The following is a 20,172-nucleotide window of genomic DNA, read 5'->3' on the forward strand; positions in this document are numbered from 1 at the left end:
TCCCCCACCCCACGGCGAGGCTGTCGCGTCGAAGGAGGTTCTTTTGCTGTCGGAGGCGTGGGGGTAGGGGGATAATTTGTTTCTTTCTTCCTACAGTTCGTTATGTAGCCAGAATTTGCCTCCCCCCCGTCAGAATTTGACTGGCCCGCGCGAGCGGAAAGAAAGGGGGGCTTGAGCAGATAGTAGGTTGACGACCGACATTCGCGCAGCTCGACGGCAATGAGCCGCTGCCCGGCAAGTTCGCGCAGATACGTCTTGATGCTGGACACGCTGCAACCCAGCAGACCGGCAAGCGTCGTCTGCGAGGGCCAGCAGTGATCCTTGTCTCCGGCGTAGTCGCACAGCAATGAGTACAGCATCTTTGCTCCAAGCGAGATTTTCAGCGTCAGCGCGTAGCGCGGCAGAATGGGGCCTGAAATATTGCCACGAGGGCGGAAAGTTTCCTTTTCCATGTCCGATCACTCCAGACAGGCCACAAAAAAAGCGTAAAAGAGAGCTGCGGAGCTTGACGCCGCTAAGCCTTCCGGCTAGAGTTGATCCAACAAATTTGCGGATCACTCCCGCAGATCAGGCTTTCGTGCGCCAACACGAAAGCCTTTTTTCTTGTGTCCTACGTTTTGCTCAATGCGTCTCCTTTGAGCGGTGCAAGCGGCTGGCTCGTCAGGCCGTGGATACCGAACCCACGACGACGCGCCCGGTCACAAAGGTGCCGGTCGCGTTTCGCCATTTGCGGATCAACGAAGAAGCGGGGACAGTCGGAAGAGGGTACGAAAAAAGCCCCGAAACACGCACGAAAAGCGCATTTCAGGGCCTTTTTCTGTGGAGAAAAGAAAAAAAGCGTAGATTCCTGAAAATTCAGGCTATCTACGCTTCTTTGTTTGCTTTGGCGTCCCCAAGGGGATTTGAACCCCTGTCGACGGCGTGAAAGGCCGTTGTCCTGGGCCGGCTAGACGATGGGGACGCTCGACAGAAAGAGAATCTACGCAGAAACCCCGGTTCTGTCAACAAAAAAATCAAAAAAAATTTATCCTTATAAAAATCCATTAAATTTGAGAAGTTGGCCAAAAATTGGAGTGCTTTCGGCCGGTGGCGTCGCAGGCCCAGCCCGCAAACCAGCCCGCCAGCGAGCAGCCGAAGCCCACGAAAAAGGGCGGGATGCGGGCGGCATTCTCGCCCAGCAGCACGGTAAGGACAGGCGTCACGCTGCTGACGGAGGCCTCCGGCGAGGCAAGCGAGTAGACGAAGGCGGAAAAGCCCTCGTGACTGAGCAGGTACCAGGCCAGACAGGCCGTGAAGCCGCCGGCGCAGCTCAGCCAGGCGGCCAGGCTGCTACGCTTGCCGAAGCGCACCAGCGCCACATAGGCCACCAGCACGGTCGCGCCGACGATGCTCCAGCTGGTCGTACAGAGCAGGGCGATGAGCTGTCCCTTGATCTGGGCGCAGCCGCCGCTGAGCAGCACGCAGAAAATGATGCCCGCAAGCCAGGCCGGACGCGAGGCCTTGCGCCCCGGCAGGTCTTCGGCAATGGCGGACACGGCGATGTGATAGATGGCCGTTGCCGTGGAAAGGGAGGCCGAAACGATGGCCAGCACAAAGATCTGCAGGCCGACCTCCGGCAGGAGCTGCCGGACGAGCATGGGCATGACGTCATCCGGCGGCACGCTTTCCGGCAGGATGAGGCGCGCCAAGGCAGCCACGAAATACGCTCCGCCCACGAGCACGGTGAGCACCAGCATGGCCAGCGGGGTGATGCTGTCCACCTGCCGGGCCGAGGTAAGGGCAAAATGGCGCTGGATCATCTGCGGCTGGGCCCAGACGGCGATGGAGGTGACGATGACCAGCGAAATGATGAACCAGCCCTGTTGACCGGCGGAAAGGGCAAGAAAGCCCTCATTGGCCAGCGCGGTCGGCGGCAGCTCTTGCAGGGCGGCCATGCCGGCCACCGGCCCCCCGACTTGCTTGAACACCGCCATGACCAGCATACAGATGCCCACAAGCATGATGAAGCCCTGCATGGCCTCGGTGTACAGGACGCCGCGCAGCCCCCCCACATAGACGGCAAAGGCCACCAGGAGGGCCACCAGCCAGATGAGCAGCCAGACCGGCAGCGGCAAAATCTGGGCCAGCAGCAGGGCCGCCCCCTTGATGACCGCCGAGGCGTAGACGCCCAGAAAGACGGCAAAGAGCAGGGCAAGAAACTTCCCCAGCGCCGGGGACCGATGCCCGCGGGCCAGCAGCTGTGACGGCGTGCGGGCATTGAGGTTGCGCTGACAGAGGCGCGTGGGCCAGGCCAGGAAGCGGTAGACGATCCAGGTGCCGAGCCAGACGTTGCCCGCGGCCACCAGCAGCATCTGCAGGCCGTAGGCATAGGAAAGCCCGCCGAAGCCGACCAGCGCCACGGCGGAAATGTAGGTCGCCACATAGGCCAGCGCCTGCACGGCAAAGTTGATCTTGCCGGTGTGCATGGCGTCATGCCCTTCGCCCTTGCGGGCAAGGTAGACGAAAAGGGCAATGTAGCCGGCCCAGATCAGCACATTCATCAGCGTTTGCATCAGCATCCCTTCCCTTTGCGCAGCTTCAGGCGCAGCAGCCCCCAGAGGGAGAAGAGCAGGGAGAAGAGCAGGGACGCCACGGCCAGCTGGACAGCGGCATCCGCCTGCTGGAGAACGGCAAGGAAGGAAAGGGGTTCGGCATTCATGATGACCTCTGTGTGCGAAGCGACGCGGCGTGCCCGAACAGCGCGTCGCGTCAGGGAGCGAAAACAAAAAAACGCCGACCGACGTCGGCGTTTTTTTGACGTATCAGGCTTTTACGGCTCTGGCAACAAAGGCCAGCACCTGTTCGTACAGATCCGGCTGGGCGTAGGGCGTGAGCACCCGCGTTCGGTTGGCGCCCACCATGAGCGAAATGATGACCTGCGCCGTGCCCTTGGGCTCCACCTGGGCGATGCTGCCGTCGGAGATGCCGCGGGCAATGAGCCCTTCCAGCTCGGAATGCACCTGCGAGAACATGGAATCCATGAGGTCGCGGTCCGTCTTGGTCTTCATGTCGCTATAGGGCGAACATCGCACCAGCACCAGCCAGTTGGAATTCTTGTCCACGGAAAAGTCGAGATAGGCCTTGCAGAAGCACATGACGGCTTCAAAGCCGTTGTGCGCCTCCATGCTGGACTCGCGCAGCACGACCAGGAAATTTTCCAGCACGTCAAGGCCGGAAGCGAGAAAAAGCTTTTCCTTGTTGCCGTAATGGTGCGTCAGCAGGCCAAGGGCCACTCCGGCGCGGTCGGAGATCTTCTTGAAAGTCGTCTCCACATAACCGCACTCGCCAAAAAGTTCCTTGGCCGCCTGAAGCAAGGCTTCTTTCTTGTTTTTGCTCGCCATCGTCGGGACTGCACCTGTTGAGGTTGAGGGGGGAATGTCTCCGACCTGACTGTTTACGCAATCAATGCCATAAAGTCAAGCCCGGTGCGGCCTTGCGCGCCAGACCTCAGCTGTTTTTCCGGCTGCGGCGGAAGGCGTTCTGCGCGTAGTCGCCCAGCTGCTCCAGCCGGTTGTCCACCAGCGCGTACAGGCTGCCGGGGGTGAAGGTGGCGTTCTTGCGCCGCCGGCCGCAGGCCATGCCGGTCAGCAGGGTCAGCGCCTCGTCGATGCGCCGCACGGGATAGATGGCAAAACGGCCATTTTCGACGGCCTCCAGCACTTCGGGCGACAGCATGAGGTGATCCACATTGTCCTGCGGGATGATGACCCCCTGCGTACCCGTGAGGCCGTGCCGCGCGCAGACCTTGTAAAAGCCTTCGATCTTGCGGGTCACGCCGCCCACGGCGAGGATCTGGCCGGAATGGTTCACCGCGCCGGTCATGGCCAGATCCAGCCGCACCGGCACGTCGGCCAGCGCGGACAGCAGGGCGATGAGCTCCGCGCCGGAGGCCGAGTCCCCCTCGATGCCCGCATAGCTCTGCTCGAAATAGAGCGAGCCGGAAAGCACCAGCGGCTTCTTGCGGGCAAACATATCCGTCAGGAAACTTTTGAGGATCATCATGGCCTTGGTATGGATGGGGCCGCCCAGCTCGGCCTCGCGTTCCAGGTCGATGATGCCCTCATGTCCCACGCCCACCGTACAGGAGATGCGGTGCGGCAGGCCGAACTCAAAGTCGCCGTGCAGGGTGACCGAAAGCCCGTTGACCTGCCCGATGGCCGAACCGGAGGTGCAGACCTTGATCATCTCGCGGTCGTATTCCTCCATGAAGATGTCTTCCACCAGATTGGCCCGGTAGGTGCGCGCGGCATAGGCGCGTTCAAGGATCTCCCCGCTCACCTTGTCCTTGCCTTCCATGCGGGCCAGGGCGGCGGCCTCGATCATCTGCTCCCGCAGAAGCGGGAACTTGAGCGAAAGCCGGCGCTGGTCCTCGCAGAGGTGCGAGCCAAGATCCACCAGCCAGGCCAGCGCGCTGCGGTCAAAGGGCGGCAGGTCGGCCTCCTCGGCGATGCGCGCGATGGTGGACAGGTAAAAGCGTATCCCCGCCGCCGAACGATCCATGATGTCGGACATCTGCGCCTTGATGCGGAAAAGCTTGGCAAAACGCTCGTCGTTGTCCAACAGGGTCTCGTACAGCCCCTCGTCGCCGATGAGCACCACCTTGAGCCGGAGCGGCAGGGGCTGGGGAGTGATGCCCTTGGTGCGGATGGCCGTATCCGGCATGTCGCCCCCGTCCTCGATGCGGGCCTGACTGGACCGCAGGGCGCGCATGAGCCCTTCCCACGCGCCCGGATGCTGGAGGACGTCCTCGATGCGGAGCACGAGGAAACCGCCGTTGGCCTTGTGCAGGCTGCCGGCCTTGATAAGGGTGAAGTCCGTCACCAGCGCGCCCATTTCAGACTCGCGCTCGATGCAGCCCAACAGGTTGACCGAGGTCGGGTGATCGTCCACCACGATGGGCGCGCCGCTGCCGTCCCCGTTATCCACGAAGAGATTGACCCCGTAGCGGTACAGACCCGGATCGGGCGGCAGGTTCTGCGGCGGATGCGGCACATCCCCGCTGCCCGGCGCACCGGCCGGCGTCTCGCGCGGCAGGAAGAGATCCGTATTCTTGAGCATGTCCTCCCGCAGGGCCGTGAAGTAGCTTTCCAGCCCCTCGCAGGCACAGGCCTTGAGCAGGCGACGGCAGACCGGGGCCAGTTCGGCATCGAGCACCTGTTCCATGACCTTGCGCTCAAGGTCCCGCTCGTCGTCGTGGAAGGATTCCTCGGCCTTGCTCAGCTCCCGCATGAAGCCGGCCATGGTCTGCACCAGCGTTTCCCCGCGCCGCTTGAGCTTGGTGCGTACCGCGTTGTCCAGGCTCTCGTATTCCTCGTCGCTGAGGCGCTTGCCCTTGAGCAGGGGATAGAGCGTCAGGCTGCCGCCCTCGTCCATGTCCAGATTGAAGCCCTTGTGCGCCGCCACGCTGTTCATCTTGCTGAGCAGGCTGTTGCGCGCCTGCTGGAACTTGTCCATGAGCTTGGCGCGCTGCCGCATGAAGGTATTGCCTTCAAAGCGCCGCGGCAGCTCGCGGCTGATGGCCTCCACGGCGGCGGACAGGCTCTCCTTGAGCTTGCGTCCCTGTCCGGCGGGCAGGGAAAGCAGGATGGGGCTGTCCGGGTCGGCAAAATTGTTGACGTAGACGAGGTCGGGCGGCAGGGCCGCCTTGCGGGCCTGCGGCTCAAGATAGGCAAGCAGGGTATAGGTTCGCCCCAGATTGCTTTCACCCGATACATAGATGTTGTAACCGGGCGTCTGGATGGCCAGGGCCAGATCCATCGCCTGCAGGAACCTGGGCTGAAAGGCATTGCGGCTGCCCGCCCCGTTGCGTGGACGGGGGATGCAGCTGCTGTCCTCCCACGGGATGCGGGCGGGGTCCATGATGGCATGCAGACGAGAAGCGGGCAGGGGCGATACGGGCGGCATGGCGTCTACCTGTTGCAGTAAAGTCGTTCAAGGATGTCCCGGGCGCCCTGATCCAGCAGGCTGTTCGCCAGATCAAGCCCGGTCTGCCGGGCATTTTCGGCCTGACCGTCGCGCCGCGCGCGAAGGATGCGGCTGCCGTCCACCTCGCCCACAAGGCCTTCCAGGGTGAAGTGGCTGTCGTCCGTCATTTCGGCATGCGCGCCGATGGGCACCTGACAGCCGCCGTCCAGCCCGGCGAGGAAGCCGCGCTCGGCCTCCACGCAGATGCGGGTGGGCGTGTGTTCGAGACGGGCCAGCAAATCCAGCGTGGCCGTATCGTCGGCACGGCACTCGATGCCCAGCGCGCCCTGGCCCACCGCCGGCACGAAGCGATCCGGGGGCAGCGGCTGCATGTAGGGCGTCGCGAGCTCCAGACGCCGTATGCCGGCGGAGGCCAGCACGATGGCGTCATATTCGCCGTTCTCCAGCTTTTTCAGCCGGGTATCCACATTTCCGCGCAGGGAGACGATCTTCAGGTCGGGGCGCAGGCCCAGGAGCTGAGCCTGACGGCGCAGGCTGCTCGTGCCCACGCAGGCGCCGTGCGGCAGATCCTCCAGTCCGGCATGGCGGAACGAAAGGAGGCAGTCCGTGCAGACTTCCCGCTCGGGCACGCAGCCCAGCGTCAGGCCGTCGGGGAGCTGCATGGGCACATCCTTGATGCTGTGCACGGCCAGCGCCGCGCGGCCGTCCAGCAGGGCTTCTTCGATCTCCTTGACAAAGAGGCCCTTGCCGCCTACCTGGGCCAGCGGCACATCCAGGATGATGTCGCCGCGGGTCTTGATGACGGCAAGCTCGATATCCAGCCCCGGTTCAAGGGCCATGAGACGGTTTTTCACATGTTCGGCCTGCCAGAGGGCCAGTCGGCTGCCGCGGGTCGCGATGGTCAGTGCTGCCATGCGTCTCTCCTAATGTCCGCAGCTTGCGCAGTTGCCGCCGGAACAACCGGCGCAGCCGCCACCGCCGCCGGTAGTGGCGCAGGACTCGCCGCCCCCCTGACTGGTTCCGTGCACGCAGCAGCAGGACATGAGCTTGTGCGTCTGGGCGGAACCGCAGTGGGGGCAGGGCGGCGTGCTGTCGTCAAAGACCAGTTCTTCAAATTCCTTGCCGCATTTGTCGCAGGCATATTCGTAAATGGGCATACAGACCTCATGCTGTGGCGGCCGCCGGTCGCAGAGCCGCCGGATTTTCAAACAGGTAGTAGTCGATGAGCCGGCAGACGAGGTGTCCGGCTGCCATGTGGATCTCCTGCACCAGCGCCGGCAGAGCATGCGGCACGCGCAGCAGGATGTCGCTGTGCGCGCTGAGGCCGCCCTCCCGCTCGCCGGAGAAGGCCGTCACCGCCATCTCCCGCCGCCGGGCCGCCTCGGCCGCCGCCAGCAGGGCGGGGCAAGGGTCGGAGGGGGAAAAGAGCAGCAGCATGTCCCCCCCCGCGCCCAGCGCCTCGATCTGCCGGGCGAACGCGTCCTGACCGCCGTACGGCGGGACGCTGTCCTCCGGCAGGAGCACGGCGGGCAGGGCGGGGCGATCCAGCTGGAAACGGCCGGTCAGCAGGGAAAACATCTGCCGGGCCGCAAGAAGACCGCCGCCGCTGCCGCACAAGAACAGCCTGCCGCCCGCGGCGAGCCCCACGGCCATGCTGTGGGCCGCCTGCCGTACGAGGGGAGCGGCTTCCCCCCAGAAAAGACGGCGCAGCCGCGCCCCCTCCTCAAGGTGACGTTCCATGAGTTCAAGGGGCGTCATCATGTCCCGCGCGGCGTGCAAGGAAATCATGTCCGTCTTGTACGGCAAAGCCCGCAGTCTGACAAGTCGCGAAAAAATGCGGGACAGACTTGCAGTCATGCCGGGCTTGACATAAGATGCCCCAATGCACGAAAGCGCCAGCAAGCACATCCTTCTTGTCGTCAAGGCCAACAGCGATGAAGCCGCGGCCCTTGCCGGAGACATCGCGCAATGGCTGCGGCAGCGCGACTGTCGCGTCAGCGAATGCCGGGCCGGCATCGGCTCTCCGGCCTATGCCGACCCGGAACTTGCCCTCGTGGTCGTCCTCGGCGGGGACGGCACCATGCTCGGCGTAGCGCGCCGCATGGTGGGCAGCAGGGTGCCGCTGCTCGGCATCAATTTCGGCCGGGTCGGCTTTCTGGCGGAGGTGCAGCCCAACCAGTGGGAACCCTGTCTTGCCGCCTGTCTGGCCGGGGAGATGCCCCTGCGCCCGGCCTCGGCCCTTGCCTGGCGGCTCATCCGGGATGGCCGGGAGGCCGCACGCGGCTATGCCGTCAACGACGTGGTGCTGGGCCGCTCCTCCATGTCCCGGCTGGTCAGTCTGGGCATCTATGTGGATGATGAGCACATGTGCGACCTGCGCAGTGACGGCCTCATCCTTTCCACGGCCATCGGCAGCTCCGGCTACAGCGTCTCGGCCGGGGGGCCGCTGCTCTATCCCTCGCTGCGCTCCATCGTGTTCACGCCCATCTGCCCCTTCCTCAACACCATCCCGCCCATGATCTTCCCGGGCAAGGCGCTCTTCTCGCTGGATGTCCTGCCGGGCAGCACGGAAAGCTATCTCACCATCGACGGGCAGGAGGGCATCGTCCTCAGCATCGGGGATACGGTGGAAGTCACCGGCAAGGACGACGCCGTTTTCTTCGCGGGAGCGGAGGTGCCCTTTTTCGAGCGCCTGCGCACGCGGGGCTTTGTGACCAACTTCGCCACCGGCGGCCGCAGCCTCTAGGTATCGCCATGCGACGCAGCTTCCTCCAACGGGCCGCGGATATCCGTCTCGGGCGGGATGCCGCCCTTGACGCCTGGATCTACGGCGTCATGGTGGACAACAACATCGCCTATCCCCTGAATCCCCACATCATAGCCGGGCCGGAGCAGCTTTCCTTCATGGTCTGCCTTGAGGAAGGGCAAGTCTACCTCCCCTGTTCGGACGCCGTGTTCCGTCAGCTGCAGAGCCGCGACAAGACCGCGCTGCGGCGGCAGTATCAAGCCATCTGGGAAGAGACCAGGCGGCTCGTGCTCCAGCTCCCTTCCCCGCACAAACGGCGTCTGCTGCTGCAGTTCTGCCGCCTGCGCTACCGGCAGAGCACCGCGGCGGGCACGCTCCTGCCCTCGCGTCTGGCCAAGCGCATGGCGGCCCAGGTGCTGACCCTCGACGATCCGTGGGGCGACCCGTGGAAGGCCCGCCGTCAGGCTGCCCACCTGCGCCAGTGCGACCTGCTGCGGCTGCCCGCCCTGCGGGAGGCGATGGATACGCTGCCCTCCGACTTTGCCCGCACGGCCGGACGCAGCCTGCGGATAGAGGGGCAGCGCCTTTCCCGCTACGCGCTGGCGCGGCGTCTGGCGCTGGCCCTGTCCGGCGACGCGCCGGACCTGACGGCGGACAGCCCGGCGGAGCGTTTCCACCAGCTCTTCGCACAGGCGGATCAGGAGATGGAGACCGCTTGCCGCGTGCTGCTGCAGACCGCCGACAAGCGCGGCACGGTCCTTTTTCTCTGTGACGAGGAGGGCGGCACGGCCTTTGACCTCTTCCTTGCCCGTTTCTGTACGGAGCTGGGGATGCGGGTCATCTATGCCGTCAAATCCTCCTGCCACGGCATGGCCCCCGTGCTGGACGACCTGGAGGAGGATCCCGGCCTGCGGGAGCTGGTCTCACGGGAGGGCATCCTGCACGACGAGCGCGCGGGCAAGAACGACCTGCTGCGCCATCTGCGCGCGCACCGGCTCGCCGTCATCCATGACGGCACCAGCGAGGCCCTCAACCTCTACCGGGTCTCCGTCACTTTTTCCCGCTCCTGGAAGGAAGCGGACCTCATCCTGGCCAAGGGCCGCGCATCGGCGGACATCCTGCTGGGCACGAGCCATCAGTTCACGCGGGACGTCCTCTGCTTCTGGCAGGACGGGCAGGGCCGCCACAGCGCCTTCCGTCCGCACAGCCCGCAGGCGCACAAGTTCAACGAGCAGGACATCGCCGCCCAGGCCGAGGACATCATCAGCCGCATGCGCGCCGCCCGCCGCGCCGGGCACAACGTCATGTTCTACAGCTGCATCATCGGCAGCATCCCGGGGCAGACGCGTACGGCCGTGGAACTGGCGCGGGCCTTTGTTGACAAATTGCGCCGCCAGATGGACAACACCTTCATCATCAATCCGGCCGAGCATTTCGTGGACGGCATGGACGGGGACGATCTCATGTACATGTGGGAGCGCGTGCAGCGCAGCGGCTGCATCGACATCTGGCGCTTCCAGACGGTGGAGGACATCGAGGAGAGCTTTGCCCTGCTGGGCCGCAAGATGCCCGCCGCCTGGACGGGCAAGGACGCCACCTATTCCACGGGCTGCACCAAGGAGATGCGCATCGCCCTGGAAATGCAGGCCGAGAACCGGGAGATGCAGATCATCGGCCCCGAAGCGCGCATGTTCATGCGGCGCGGCGAGTACGGGGTCGGCAAATATTTCGACGCCGCCCTGAGCCCGCGGCGGCATGAGGCGTAGGGCAGCAGCGGATTTTTTTGGGGGGAAGGCCTCCTTTCTGCCTTAGGACCCGTTAACACAAGTTTTACAAATAATTTCAACATATAAAATAAGCAAGTCGTTCGCGCTCCATTTGTCTTTGGGGCGGGGCGCTTCGCGTTCCTGACTCTTCTCCCGATAAAAGCGCGCTGGGGAAGGGATGGGGGGCTTGGGGGGAAGGGGAACCCCTCCAGCGCCGGCGGAGGGGTTCCCCTTCCCCCCAACCGCGCCATATCCCCGCAGATTTCACGGCAACATGCCTAAACGCGCGGCCGGCAGCGGCCGCATTTCATGGAGTACAGTCCCTATGCCAGCTTATGAAGCCGTCATCGGTCTTGAAGTGCATGTGCAGCTTGCCACCAAGTCCAAGCTGTTCTGTTCCTGCCCCACCACCTTCGGGCAGCCGTCCAACAGCAACGTCTGCGAAGTCTGCGCCGGCATGCCCGGCGCGCTGCCGCGCGTCAACCGGCAGGCCGTCCATTACGCCACGCTGGTAGGGCTGGCCACCAATTGCGCCATCAACGACCGTTCCGTCTTTGCCCGCAAGAACTATTTTTATCCCGACCTGCCTTCCGGCTACCAGATCTCCCAGTTCGACCTGCCCATCTGCGAACACGGCCATCTGGACGTCGAAGTGGACGGCACGCAAAAACGCATCGGCATCACCCGTATCCACATGGAGAACGACGCCGGCAAGAACATCCACGCCCAGGGAGAGAACGTCAGCTATGTCGACCTCAACCGCGCGGGCACGCCGCTGGTGGAGATCGTCTCCGAGCCGGACATGCGCTCGTCCGCCGAGGCGGTGGCCTACCTCAAGGCGCTGTACGCCATCGTGACCTATCTGGGCGTCTGTGACGGCAACATGGAGGAGGGCAGCTTCCGCTGCGACGCCAACGTGTCCATCCGGCCCGTGGGCTGCCCCACCTTCGGCACCCGCACGGAGCTGAAGAACCTCAATTCCTTCCGCAACGTCCAGCGCGCCATCGACTACGAGATCGGCCGCCAGCAGGACGCGCTGGCCGACGGGGAAAAGATCGTGCAGGAGACGCGGCTCTATGATGCGGTCAAGAACGTGACCGTCTCCATGCGCGGCAAGGAAGAAGCCCACGACTACCGCTATTTCCCCGACCCGGACCTGCTGCCGGTCCGCATCTCCTCCGAGGAGATGGCCCGCTGGAAGGCCGAACTGCCCGAACTGCCGCAGGCGCGGGTGCGCCGCTTCGTGGAGATGACCGGGCTGCCCCTGCCCGAAGCGGAAGTGCTGGTGCAGAGCCGGGCCATGGCCGACTTTTTCGAGGAGGCCGCCCGTCTGGCCGAGCCGCGCAAGGTGGCCAACTTCATGCTGGGCGCGCTGCTGCGCGAACTCAACGCCGGCGGCGGCAGCCTTGCCGACTGCCGCATGACGCCCGCCGCCCTGGCCGAGCTGGTCAACATCGTGGACAAGGGCCTCATCAGCGCCAAGATCGCCAACGATATCTTTGCCGATCTCATGCGCAGCGGCGAGATGCCCGAAGCCTACGTGAAGGCCAAGGGGCTCGTGCAGATCTCGGACTCCTCGGAGCTGGAAGCCGCGGTGGACAAGGTGCTGGCCGACAATCCCGCCGAGGTGGAGGCCTTCCGTGGCGGCAAGACCAAACTCATGAGCTTCTTTGTGGGGCAGATCATGCGCGCCACCAAGGGCAAGGCCAATCCCGCGCTGGTCAACGAACTTCTGCAGAAGAAGCTGGGCTAGGGCCTGTTAACGCTATTCTCTGCGTATTTGGGGGCAGGGGAACCCCTCCGCCGGCGGAGGGGTTCCCACCATCCCTTTCCCAGCGCGCTTTTACCAAAGGGCGGCTTTGCCGCAAACAGGATGATGCCCCCCGAAAGGAGGGGCGTGCAGGCCAGCAAGACAGGCAGGGCGACGTACGTCTCCCTGCCTGTTTTTCTTTCCCTGAGAGCGTGTTGCTACTGAAGAAGGCAAAACGCAAGGCACGGCAGAGCGTCGCCCGGCCCGAACCAGGTGGAAAAATCGCGTTTCTTCCGCGAAACGACAGGTGTGCGGGGTAAACGCCAAGCGCTTCAAACTGAAAATACGCTAGGAAACGTCATAAATCATGCAATATACAATAAAAAAAATGCATCAATGATGCCATAACCTCATCAATTCTCTTGTGCCGAAGAAAAATCCATCTGGACACGGAATTTTACTTCATGTAATGCTCATGCTCAGTCAAGCAAAAAACACCTTTTTCGCCATTTGATGAGGAGCATCATGAATACCTGTGACAACAAACGTCCCTGTCCCTGCACCTACGCCTGTCCCAGGCACGGAAAATGCTGTGAATGCGTCGCGCATCACCGCGATCATGACGAAGGGGTCCCCGCCTGCTTTTTCTCCAAGGAAGCGGAAGCGACATACGACCGGAGCCTTGAGGCTCTGTGCCGAGACAGAGGCATTCTCCCTGCACGGGGCTAAGTTGGAGGCAGCAGCATGAAAGATACCAGAAAGACGGTTTTCCTTACCGGCGGTTCCACGGGGATCGGGGCGGCCTGCGTACGCAAGTTCGCCCGCGAGGGCTGGAATGTGGCGTTCATGGATGTCAATGCCGGCGACGGCGCACGCCTTGCGGCAGAGCAGGGGGTCCTGTTCCTGGAAGGCGACACCCGCAGCCGCGCCGATCTCGACCAGGCAGTGGCCGCCGCTTGCCGTCAGTTCGGCGGGCTGGACTGTGTGGTGGCCAATGCCGGCATCCACCGTTGCAATACCGTGCTGGATATCAGCGAGGAAGAACTTGACCTGATGATCGACACCAACATCAAGGGCACGGTGCATACGCTGCGGGCGGCAGTGCCCTGCCTCATGAGCCGGGGGGCTGGGTCGGTGGTCATCAACGCTTCGGACCAGTGCTATGTGGGGAAGCCGAACAGCTTCGGCTATGGCCTTACCAAGGGCGCGCTGGGTCAGATCGTCAAAGGCATGGCCATCGACCTCGGCCCGAAAGGTATCCGCGTGAACGCCGTATGCGCGGGCACCATCCGCACCCCGCTCACGGAAACGCTGTTCCAGCGCTTTGCCGACATCACGCATGGCGGCGATACGGGAGCCTACTGGAGATCGGAAGCGGCACTCTATCCGCTGGGCCGCGTGGGAGAAGCGCACGAAGTGGCGGAACTCATGTACTTTCTTGCTTCCGATGCGGCAAGCTTCATGACGGGCGGACTCTACCTCGTCGATGGCGGGCTGACGGCAGGCTAGAGCGTTTTAGCTTTGAAAAAGGGAAAAGGCGAGGCGCGGCATAGCGCCGCCCGGCCCAAGCCAAGCGGAAAAACCGCGTTTTTTCCGCGAAACGACAAGCCGTATGGCTTGAAACGCAACGCGTTTCAAACGGAAAATGCTCAAGGACCTGTAACCAACATGCTTCCTCAGGCGTTCAGGTCCACAGACGGGCCAGTCCCGGCTTGGCAAAGCCCTGCCGCCAGCAGCGCCAGCGCCGAAGCAACCACGGCCTTTCCGGCATGAACGCCCATGCCTGCACGATTTGGCGTCGCGCGGGATCCAGCTGCCCGGCATACCGCTCAAGGAAGGTACGCGCCTGCCGCTGCGTACGCCGGGCGCCGTCCCGCCAGGCCGCCAGCCGCTGCCGCGGACGTCCCCTGCGCGTAGCGCCCAGCACATTGGCGGCATGCTGGCGATATTCCAGAAGGGGCATATCAAGGCAGTGTACCGCGCCAAAGCTGACCGCAACGAGCAGCAGCCACCAGTCATGCATGAAAATGGCCTCGGCCTCGGGCAGCGGCAAGGCCAGCCGTCGCAGAGCCGCATTGCCCAGACAAGTGCAGCCCAGGGCATGCGACATCACCAGCACATGGCGCAGATCATGGCCCCAGTCCGGCGGCAAACCCATGCGCTTCAAAAAGGAAGCGTGCAGCGGGCGGCCGTCCGCCGTCACGCAGCGAGCATCGCCGCAGACGAGCAGGGGCTTTTCCGGGCCGAACCGTTTTTCCAGCGCCCGCATGGCCTGGAGGGAAACGGCCAGCTTATGGGGATACCAGATGTCATCCTGATCGCAGAGGGCAAAATACCCGGCGGCATCCTCAGCCTCACTGCGTGAAAGCAGGGCGTCCACATTGCCCACCACGCCCAGCCGCGGCCCGGCATGAGGAAGGAGCTGCCCGTGTCGTTCCGCGAAACGGCGGACGATATCCCAGGTACCGTCCTCGGAGCCGTCATCCCGCAAAAGGATGCGTGTGGACACATCCTGCTGCCGGAGCAGGGAATCCAGCTGTGCAGGCAAAAAGGCTGCTCCGTTCCATGTGGGCAGCAGGATGTCTATCAAGGGGCGCTGCGCCATGTCTCATCCCCGCATCCTGGGAGGCTTTTGTACGAAGACAGCGCCACCGGCAAAAGCCGGGACGCTGCCTCCGCTTTCGATCACAGATTGCCCACTCAGCCGTGGAACGTCCACAGGCGAAGTCCGTCCGCCCAGGCTCCATTTCTCCCGTCCTCTATCGAGCTGAGGCTGCGCGGGAAAAGAGAACTGACAAGCTGAAAGAGCGGGCATGGAGCCATCCCGCGCAGACGGAACGGCGCGACGGCCGGGCCGTCCGCCGTCCCTGTCCCGCTCTTCGGTCAGTGCGCCTAGGCCAGCCGGTTTTCCGCCAGTTCCGCTTCATCCAGGAAGGGCGCCATATCATCCAGCGCGGGGGACACCATGGTCCCGTCCGGCAGGGCGCGAGAGGCCAACTTGGGCTCGAACTGCTGTGCGGGATCGAGCATGACCTCGTAAAAGGCCGGTCCCTTATGCGCAAGGCAGTCAGCCAGGAGGGCATCCACCTCTTCATGGGAGGCGAGGCGGCAGCCTTCATAGCCCAGAGCCTCGGCCAGCTTCATGAAGTCAGGCAGGGGAACGCCGTTCTCCGGCCCGGTACCAAACTTGTTGTCGGCAAAATAGGCGGACTGGGTCATGCGGATGGACAGATACCCCTGATTATTGAGCAGGAAGATCAGAATGGGGAGCTGCAGCCCGATGATGGTTTGCAGTTCCTGCAGGTTCATCATAATGCTGCCGTCGCCCGCAAGGCAGATGATGCGTTTCGCCTTGCCGCTGAGGACCGCACCGATGGCGGCCGGAAGATCGTAGCCCATGGAGGCGTCGCCGGAGTTGGAGAAGAGGCGCACCCCATCCCGAAGGAGGCCCACCTGTGAGCTGACCACCGCGGCCGTGGCGTTGGCGGCCACGACCACATCCCCCTCGCCCAGCTGCCGGAAAAGCCGGTCCATGAAATAGTAGGGGTTGACCTGCGGGGAGGTCAGCCAGGCATCCTGCAGCACGGGGTAGCGGCGTACGCGCTCGCCGCACCACGCGAGATAGTTTTTATGCTCGGGCTGCGGTTCCCATGCCGCGACGGCCTCCAGCAGAAGGGGGAGAAAGTCGCGCAGATCCGCCTGCACGGCGAGGTCGTTCCGCAGGGTCGGCTTGGCAAGCTCGGCGCTGTCCGCATCCACCTGCGCTTTCCAGGCGTGCGGCGCGAAGGCCTCCCAATTGTAGCTGATCTGCCGGATATTGCAGCGACACCCAAGGATAAGCAGGAAGTCGGCATTCTGCACCGTAAAATTCCCGGGCCGGTCGCCCACCGTGCCCGGCCGGCCGGCATAGCAGGGATGATCATTGGGCACGAGGTCATAAGCATTCCAGCCGCCTACCAGCGGGATGCCGAGCTTTTCTCCCAGCTGCCGGAATTCCTTCTCCAGTCCGCAGAGATGGATGCCGGTCCCGCCCATGATGACCGGCCGCTTGCTGCTGCGCAGCCGCTCGATGATGGCGCCGATGGCCCGCCGCATGGATTCCCGCCCGGCAAGGGTGAAGTCCGCAAGACTGTTGCGGGCAAGGTCGGGATCGCCCCGCAGCTCCCTGAGCTCCTGCTCATCCTCGGGGTTCCAGTCATAAAGACGGCTTTCGTCGATCTTGCCGCCCTGGATGTCCATAGGAACGTCTATCCAGACAGGCCCGGGACGGCCGCTTTGCGCCACATGCACGGCCTTGGCCACCACCTCGCGCACACGCCGGGGATTCTGCAGCTCGACGGCGTATTTGGTCACAGTGCGGGCCATGGGCAGGATGTCCGCTTCCTGATCGCCAAGCTGACGCAGGGCGGGGGCCACGTTGCGCAGCATGGTATCCCGCTTGATCTGACCGGAAATGACGATCATGGGGATGGAGTCCACATACGCGCCGTACACGCCGTTCAGCGCGTTGATGCCGCCCGGCCCGGTCGTGACGTTGACGATGGCCGGCTTGCCGGTCAGGCGAGCATAGCCCTCGGCCGCGATGGCGCAAGCCTGTTCGTGATGATTGCAACAGATGCGCAGGCGGTCACGACGCCGGCCAAACGCATCATTGAGATGCATGGCCCCGCCGCCGGTCACCAGAAAGACCTGCTCGAGCCCGTGTTTGATAAGCTCATCCACAAGGATATCAGCAATGCGCTTCATGGGATCCTCTTCCTTCAGCCACACCGTGGCGAATATAGTGATAGAAAGGATTTACGCCGCTTGCGGCAACATCGGGATTCGCCTGCAGATAGGCGCTCGTCGAAAACCAGGGCGCGGGATCGCGGCCTTCTTTCGCCCCAAAGCGGACATAGTGCACAACAGGATCGATACCCGACTCAGCAACATCAGGATAACGCTCAAGATACCATCCCGTATCGAAGAGACCGGAACGCCGGATGTCGTAGGCTTGACGCGCGGAAGTCGAAACAAGAGGAGCGAGACACAAGCGAAGGCGGGAGAAGAGGGTATCCGGCTGCGCCGAAAGCATTGCCGCCCGGCGTCTCTCTCTCTCTCTCTCTCTCTCTCTCTCTCTCTCTCTCTCTAGCAAATCTTCAATTTTTTGCTGATGCCGAAACGAGTTTCCAAGGCAAACCGTGTACCCGTGACGCAGCACAGTCATCTGCTCAAAGACATCAGGCGCGATCTTCTCCAAAGCTGGCAACAATGGTTCATTATGTTTGGCCTGTCCGGCTTTGGGCCAGTAGCGCAAGATGATGGAACGCGCTTCATCCGAAAGCTTTTCCCAAATGTCATGCTGGATCTCCGGCGGCAGATCATGATTTTCAATGGCCGCCAGCTCTTCCCCTCGGGTCATGGTGAAGTCGTACCAGTCCGGATCTTGTAGCAGTTCGCCCTGGTGGCGAATGGCAGCTTTACAGCTACCGTCCAAAACAAAAAAAGAAGGAGGCAACAGTGTGCAGCGAAATGAGCGCCCCTTACTCAGGGTACAGTCGAGAGCACTGTATTTGACTACACCCCACTCGTCATAGGTTAGGGGTAGAAAAGATAGTTGATACAAAAACATTGTAACAGCGTCCGAAGGCGTTACATTTCGGGCTACAAAGGATGAGCAATCTGAGGGAAAATCGATATGTAAAAAATCGAAGAAAGAAGAAATAATATTTCCCGAATGAGAGATTTTATCATAGTTAGCAAAAAAGCAATTTCTTCTCCCAAACAATCCTATATAATCATAAACGTTCGCAAGTATGTGCACTTTTTTATTTTCCCAGTGAGCAAATGCATCCTGCCGCAGACCTTCTTTGTAAAGCTGCTTTCGTATAGAACTTGCGTAATCAAAAAAATTGCGCAAAAAACAAATTACCTTGACATCGAAATGATCACGAAATGGAATCAAATTCAAAGGATTATCGTAAACTAAGGCCTCAGAACTCAATATGTTAATGTTACAGGAAGATTTAAGAAAGCTCTGCAAATAAATTTCACGATAAGTATACCAAGGGATAGTATCGTAACGAAAGGACGAGTCGGCTTCAACAAGACTGTTATGTCCCTCATGGTCAGCTCTTTTAAGTAGTTCTCCCCCAAAAAATTGAGGGAAAAAAATATCTTTTTCGCCTAAAAGGGCATGACTGTTGTGCAAAAAACTTTGAATTGTTGAACTTCCAGTTTTAGGAAACCCTATATGGATATAAAGCTTTCGCTGCTTTTGAACGTGATTCATTTTTTCCTCGTAAAACAAAGTGAGAATTATTTTGGGCATATGCAGCACTTAGATAGCAACATATGCCCAAGCAGAAAAATTTGCAATGAAGATACTTCAGCAGGTATATTTTTCTCTCCCTTCAGAGCAGCCGTACCGGATGTAGTGGTAAAAAGGATTCACACCACTTGCGGCGACATCTGGATATGCTTCCAAATAGGTTCTCGTCGAGAACCAGGGGGCTGGATCGCGACCTTCCTTTGCGCCACAGCGAACATAATGCAATACAGGATCAATACCCGCTTTGGCAACATCAGGATATTGCTCAAGATACCAACCAATATCAAATAAACACGAACGGCGAATGGAGAAAGCCACACGTGCCGTAACTGAAAAAATCGGAGCAAACCAATCAGATAGGCAGTAAGTGACAGTTCTTCCTGAACAATATTTTAAGGCAAGATTCCGTCTGGATAAATCTCTTGCGGACAGATACAAAGCACTTTCTGAACGATTTTGTCTCAACCTTACGAGTAAATTAAAAGGCTCGCTCGCAATATTTCTCATCGAGGGCAAAATTTTACCCTTACTTACATCTATATGCGGCCAGTACTGAGAAATAATGTTTCTCGCCTTATCTGAAAGACTCTCAAATATACAACGTTGAATTTCAAATGGCAGGTCATGATCCCCCATATTACTAAAGAAAACCTTCTTTTTCATAGTAAAGCTATACCATTCGGAATCACTGAGCAATTCTGCTTGGCGGTGAATAGCATCTAAGGTGGACTTATCCAAGCAAAAAGCCTTTTGTGGCAAAAAAGAACAATGATAGTCTTTCCATTTAGACAAATCTAAAGCAAGTATTTCGTTATGTAAAACAAACCACTCCTTATAGTTTAAAGGCAAAAAAGACATTTGATAAAAAAAACTTGTGGCGGCATCAGTTGGAGTTACATTGACACTAGATGGTATAAAATAGTTTTGCTTAAATTCCAAGCTCATTGCCGCAAAAAAAGATTGTAAGAGTCCTGTCCGCTTCGCCTTATCAAAATCCAAAAAAATACAATTCTCTCTGCCAAAAATGTCTATATAGGCTTCAATGTTTGCCAGAACTCGATATTTACCATATAAATTTTCACTAAAAGGATTTAACCGAGGTCCCTCTTTGATCGTTTGCTTGATCAAAGAAGAGACTTGATCAAAATAGTTTCGAAAGAAGCAAATAAACTTTACATCAAAATTTTTTTGAAAAAAAAGAAGATTTTCGGGATTATCATATACCCAACCTTCAGCACTCAATATATTTACTGAGCAGTTATCCTTAAGTAAAGCATCGAAGTACTTTTCCCGATACGAATACCACGGTATAACATCATGTCTTGACTTGGCATCCGCTTCCACCATGCTCATATGTCCTTCATGACCTTGCAATAAAGGTCCGCATAGAGGTTCAGGATAGCAAATACCCTCCTTGACAAGTTGTTTTCGATTTAAATTTAAAAATTTCTGAATGGTAGAAGATCCCGTTTTAGGGAAACCAATATGAATATACAGTTTGGGCTTCATGTAATTGCTTCCTTTTTTGCAAAAAAGATTTGAGCGCAAAGACGCTGTTGACTACAAGTCATTTCATAATTCTGGAAAAATTATGAATTTCAGTTAAGGTCAAAGAATGAGTAAAGCCGAAATGTTA

The 20,172-nt window shown here is 60.2% G+C and carries 16 protein-coding genes and 1 tRNA gene; 4 read left to right on the top strand and 13 right to left on the bottom strand.

Features of this window, described 5'->3' with window-relative positions; genetic code table 11:
- From Q0K12_RS10565 to Q0K12_RS10605, 9 genes are all read right to left on the bottom strand, one after another.
- Window positions 1-452: helix-turn-helix domain-containing protein (locus tag Q0K12_RS10565; RefSeq protein WP_297262745.1), on the bottom strand; the 452-nt coding region annotated here is incomplete at its 3' end.
- Between the two features lie 432 nt (window positions 453-884).
- Window positions 885-961 (bottom strand) — tRNA-Glu (locus Q0K12_RS10570).
- 82 nt (window positions 962-1,043) lie between these two features.
- The gene (locus Q0K12_RS10575; protein ID WP_297262747.1) at window positions 1,044-2,552 is read right to left on the bottom strand and encodes a sodium:solute symporter family protein; all 1,509 of its coding nucleotides are present in this window, start codon (window positions 2,550-2,552) and stop codon (window positions 1,044-1,046) included.
- On the bottom strand, window positions 2,552-2,698 hold the full coding sequence (locus Q0K12_RS10580; protein ID WP_297262749.1) for a hypothetical protein: 147 nt from the start codon (window positions 2,696-2,698) through the stop codon (window positions 2,552-2,554). The genes Q0K12_RS10575 and Q0K12_RS10580 overlap by 1 nt, the downstream gene beginning before the upstream one ends.
- A gap of 103 nt (window positions 2,699-2,801) precedes the next feature.
- Window positions 2,802-3,380 (bottom strand): TetR/AcrR family transcriptional regulator, encoded by a 579-nt coding sequence (locus Q0K12_RS10585; protein ID WP_297262751.1) that lies wholly within the window; start codon window positions 3,378-3,380, stop codon window positions 2,802-2,804.
- Window positions 3,381-3,486: 106 nt separating this feature from the next.
- Complete coding sequence (locus tag Q0K12_RS10590) at window positions 3,487-5,943, bottom strand: ATP-binding protein (protein ID WP_297262753.1); 2,457 nt, start codon at window positions 5,941-5,943, stop codon at window positions 3,487-3,489.
- Between the two features lie 5 nt (window positions 5,944-5,948).
- A complete protein-coding gene (gene hemC / locus Q0K12_RS10595; RefSeq protein ID WP_297262755.1) occupies window positions 5,949-6,878 on the bottom strand; it encodes a hydroxymethylbilane synthase in 930 nt (309 codons plus the stop codon).
- Window positions 6,879-6,887: 9 nt separating this feature from the next.
- Window positions 6,888-7,121 carry a zinc ribbon domain-containing protein gene (locus Q0K12_RS10600; RefSeq protein WP_297262757.1) on the bottom strand — a complete coding sequence of 78 codons (234 nt, stop codon included), beginning with the start codon at window positions 7,119-7,121 and terminating at the stop codon, window positions 6,888-6,890.
- Between the two features lie 7 nt (window positions 7,122-7,128).
- Window positions 7,129-7,752, bottom strand: a complete 624-nt coding sequence (locus Q0K12_RS10605) for an SIS domain-containing protein (RefSeq protein ID WP_297262759.1) — start codon at window positions 7,750-7,752, stop codon at window positions 7,129-7,131.
- 94 nt (window positions 7,753-7,846) lie between these two features.
- Here Q0K12_RS10605 and Q0K12_RS10610 point away from each other — a divergent pair, with 94 nt between their 5' ends.
- The 4 genes from Q0K12_RS10610 to Q0K12_RS10625 all read left to right on the top strand — a co-directional run bounded on the left by Q0K12_RS10610 (window position 7,847) and on the right by Q0K12_RS10625 (window position 13,735).
- Window positions 7,847-8,710, top strand: a complete 864-nt coding sequence (locus tag Q0K12_RS10610) for an NAD(+)/NADH kinase (RefSeq protein WP_297262761.1) — start codon at window positions 7,847-7,849, stop codon at window positions 8,708-8,710.
- 8 nt (window positions 8,711-8,718) lie between these two features.
- Window positions 8,719-10,476, top strand: a complete 1,758-nt coding sequence (locus tag Q0K12_RS10615; protein WP_297262763.1) for an ARMT1-like domain-containing protein — start codon at window positions 8,719-8,721, stop codon at window positions 10,474-10,476.
- A gap of 325 nt (window positions 10,477-10,801) precedes the next feature.
- Window positions 10,802-12,229 (top strand): Asp-tRNA(Asn)/Glu-tRNA(Gln) amidotransferase subunit GatB, encoded by a 1,428-nt coding sequence (gatB, locus tag Q0K12_RS10620; protein WP_297262765.1) that lies wholly within the window; start codon window positions 10,802-10,804, stop codon window positions 12,227-12,229.
- A gap of 741 nt (window positions 12,230-12,970) precedes the next feature.
- A complete protein-coding gene (locus Q0K12_RS10625) occupies window positions 12,971-13,735 on the top strand; it encodes an SDR family oxidoreductase (protein WP_297262767.1) in 765 nt (254 codons plus the stop codon).
- Between the two features lie 175 nt (window positions 13,736-13,910).
- On the opposite strand, the gene Q0K12_RS10630 is transcribed toward Q0K12_RS10625, so the two are convergent.
- The 4 genes from Q0K12_RS10630 to Q0K12_RS10645 form a co-directional block, all read right to left on the bottom strand.
- The gene (locus tag Q0K12_RS10630) at window positions 13,911-14,831 is read right to left on the bottom strand and encodes a glycosyltransferase family 2 protein (protein WP_297262769.1); all 921 of its coding nucleotides are present in this window, start codon (window positions 14,829-14,831) and stop codon (window positions 13,911-13,913) included.
- A 287-nt stretch (window positions 14,832-15,118) separates the two neighbouring features.
- Complete coding sequence (locus Q0K12_RS10635; RefSeq protein ID WP_297262771.1) at window positions 15,119-16,972, bottom strand: thiamine pyrophosphate-binding protein; 1,854 nt, start codon at window positions 16,970-16,972, stop codon at window positions 15,119-15,121.
- Window positions 16,956-18,497 (bottom strand): hypothetical protein, encoded by a 1,542-nt coding sequence (locus tag Q0K12_RS10640; protein WP_297262773.1) that lies wholly within the window; start codon window positions 18,495-18,497, stop codon window positions 16,956-16,958. Before Q0K12_RS10640 ends, Q0K12_RS10635 begins: the two co-directional genes overlap by 17 nt.
- 96 nt (window positions 18,498-18,593) lie before the next feature.
- A complete protein-coding gene (locus Q0K12_RS10645) occupies window positions 18,594-20,045 on the bottom strand; it encodes a hypothetical protein (protein ID WP_297262775.1) in 1,452 nt (483 codons plus the stop codon).
- Window positions 20,046-20,172: the final 127 nt, after the last annotated feature.

The sequence above is a fragment of the uncultured Desulfovibrio sp. genome (assembly GCF_944324525.1).
GTDB lineage: Bacteria > Desulfobacterota > Desulfovibrionia > Desulfovibrionales > Desulfovibrionaceae > Desulfovibrio.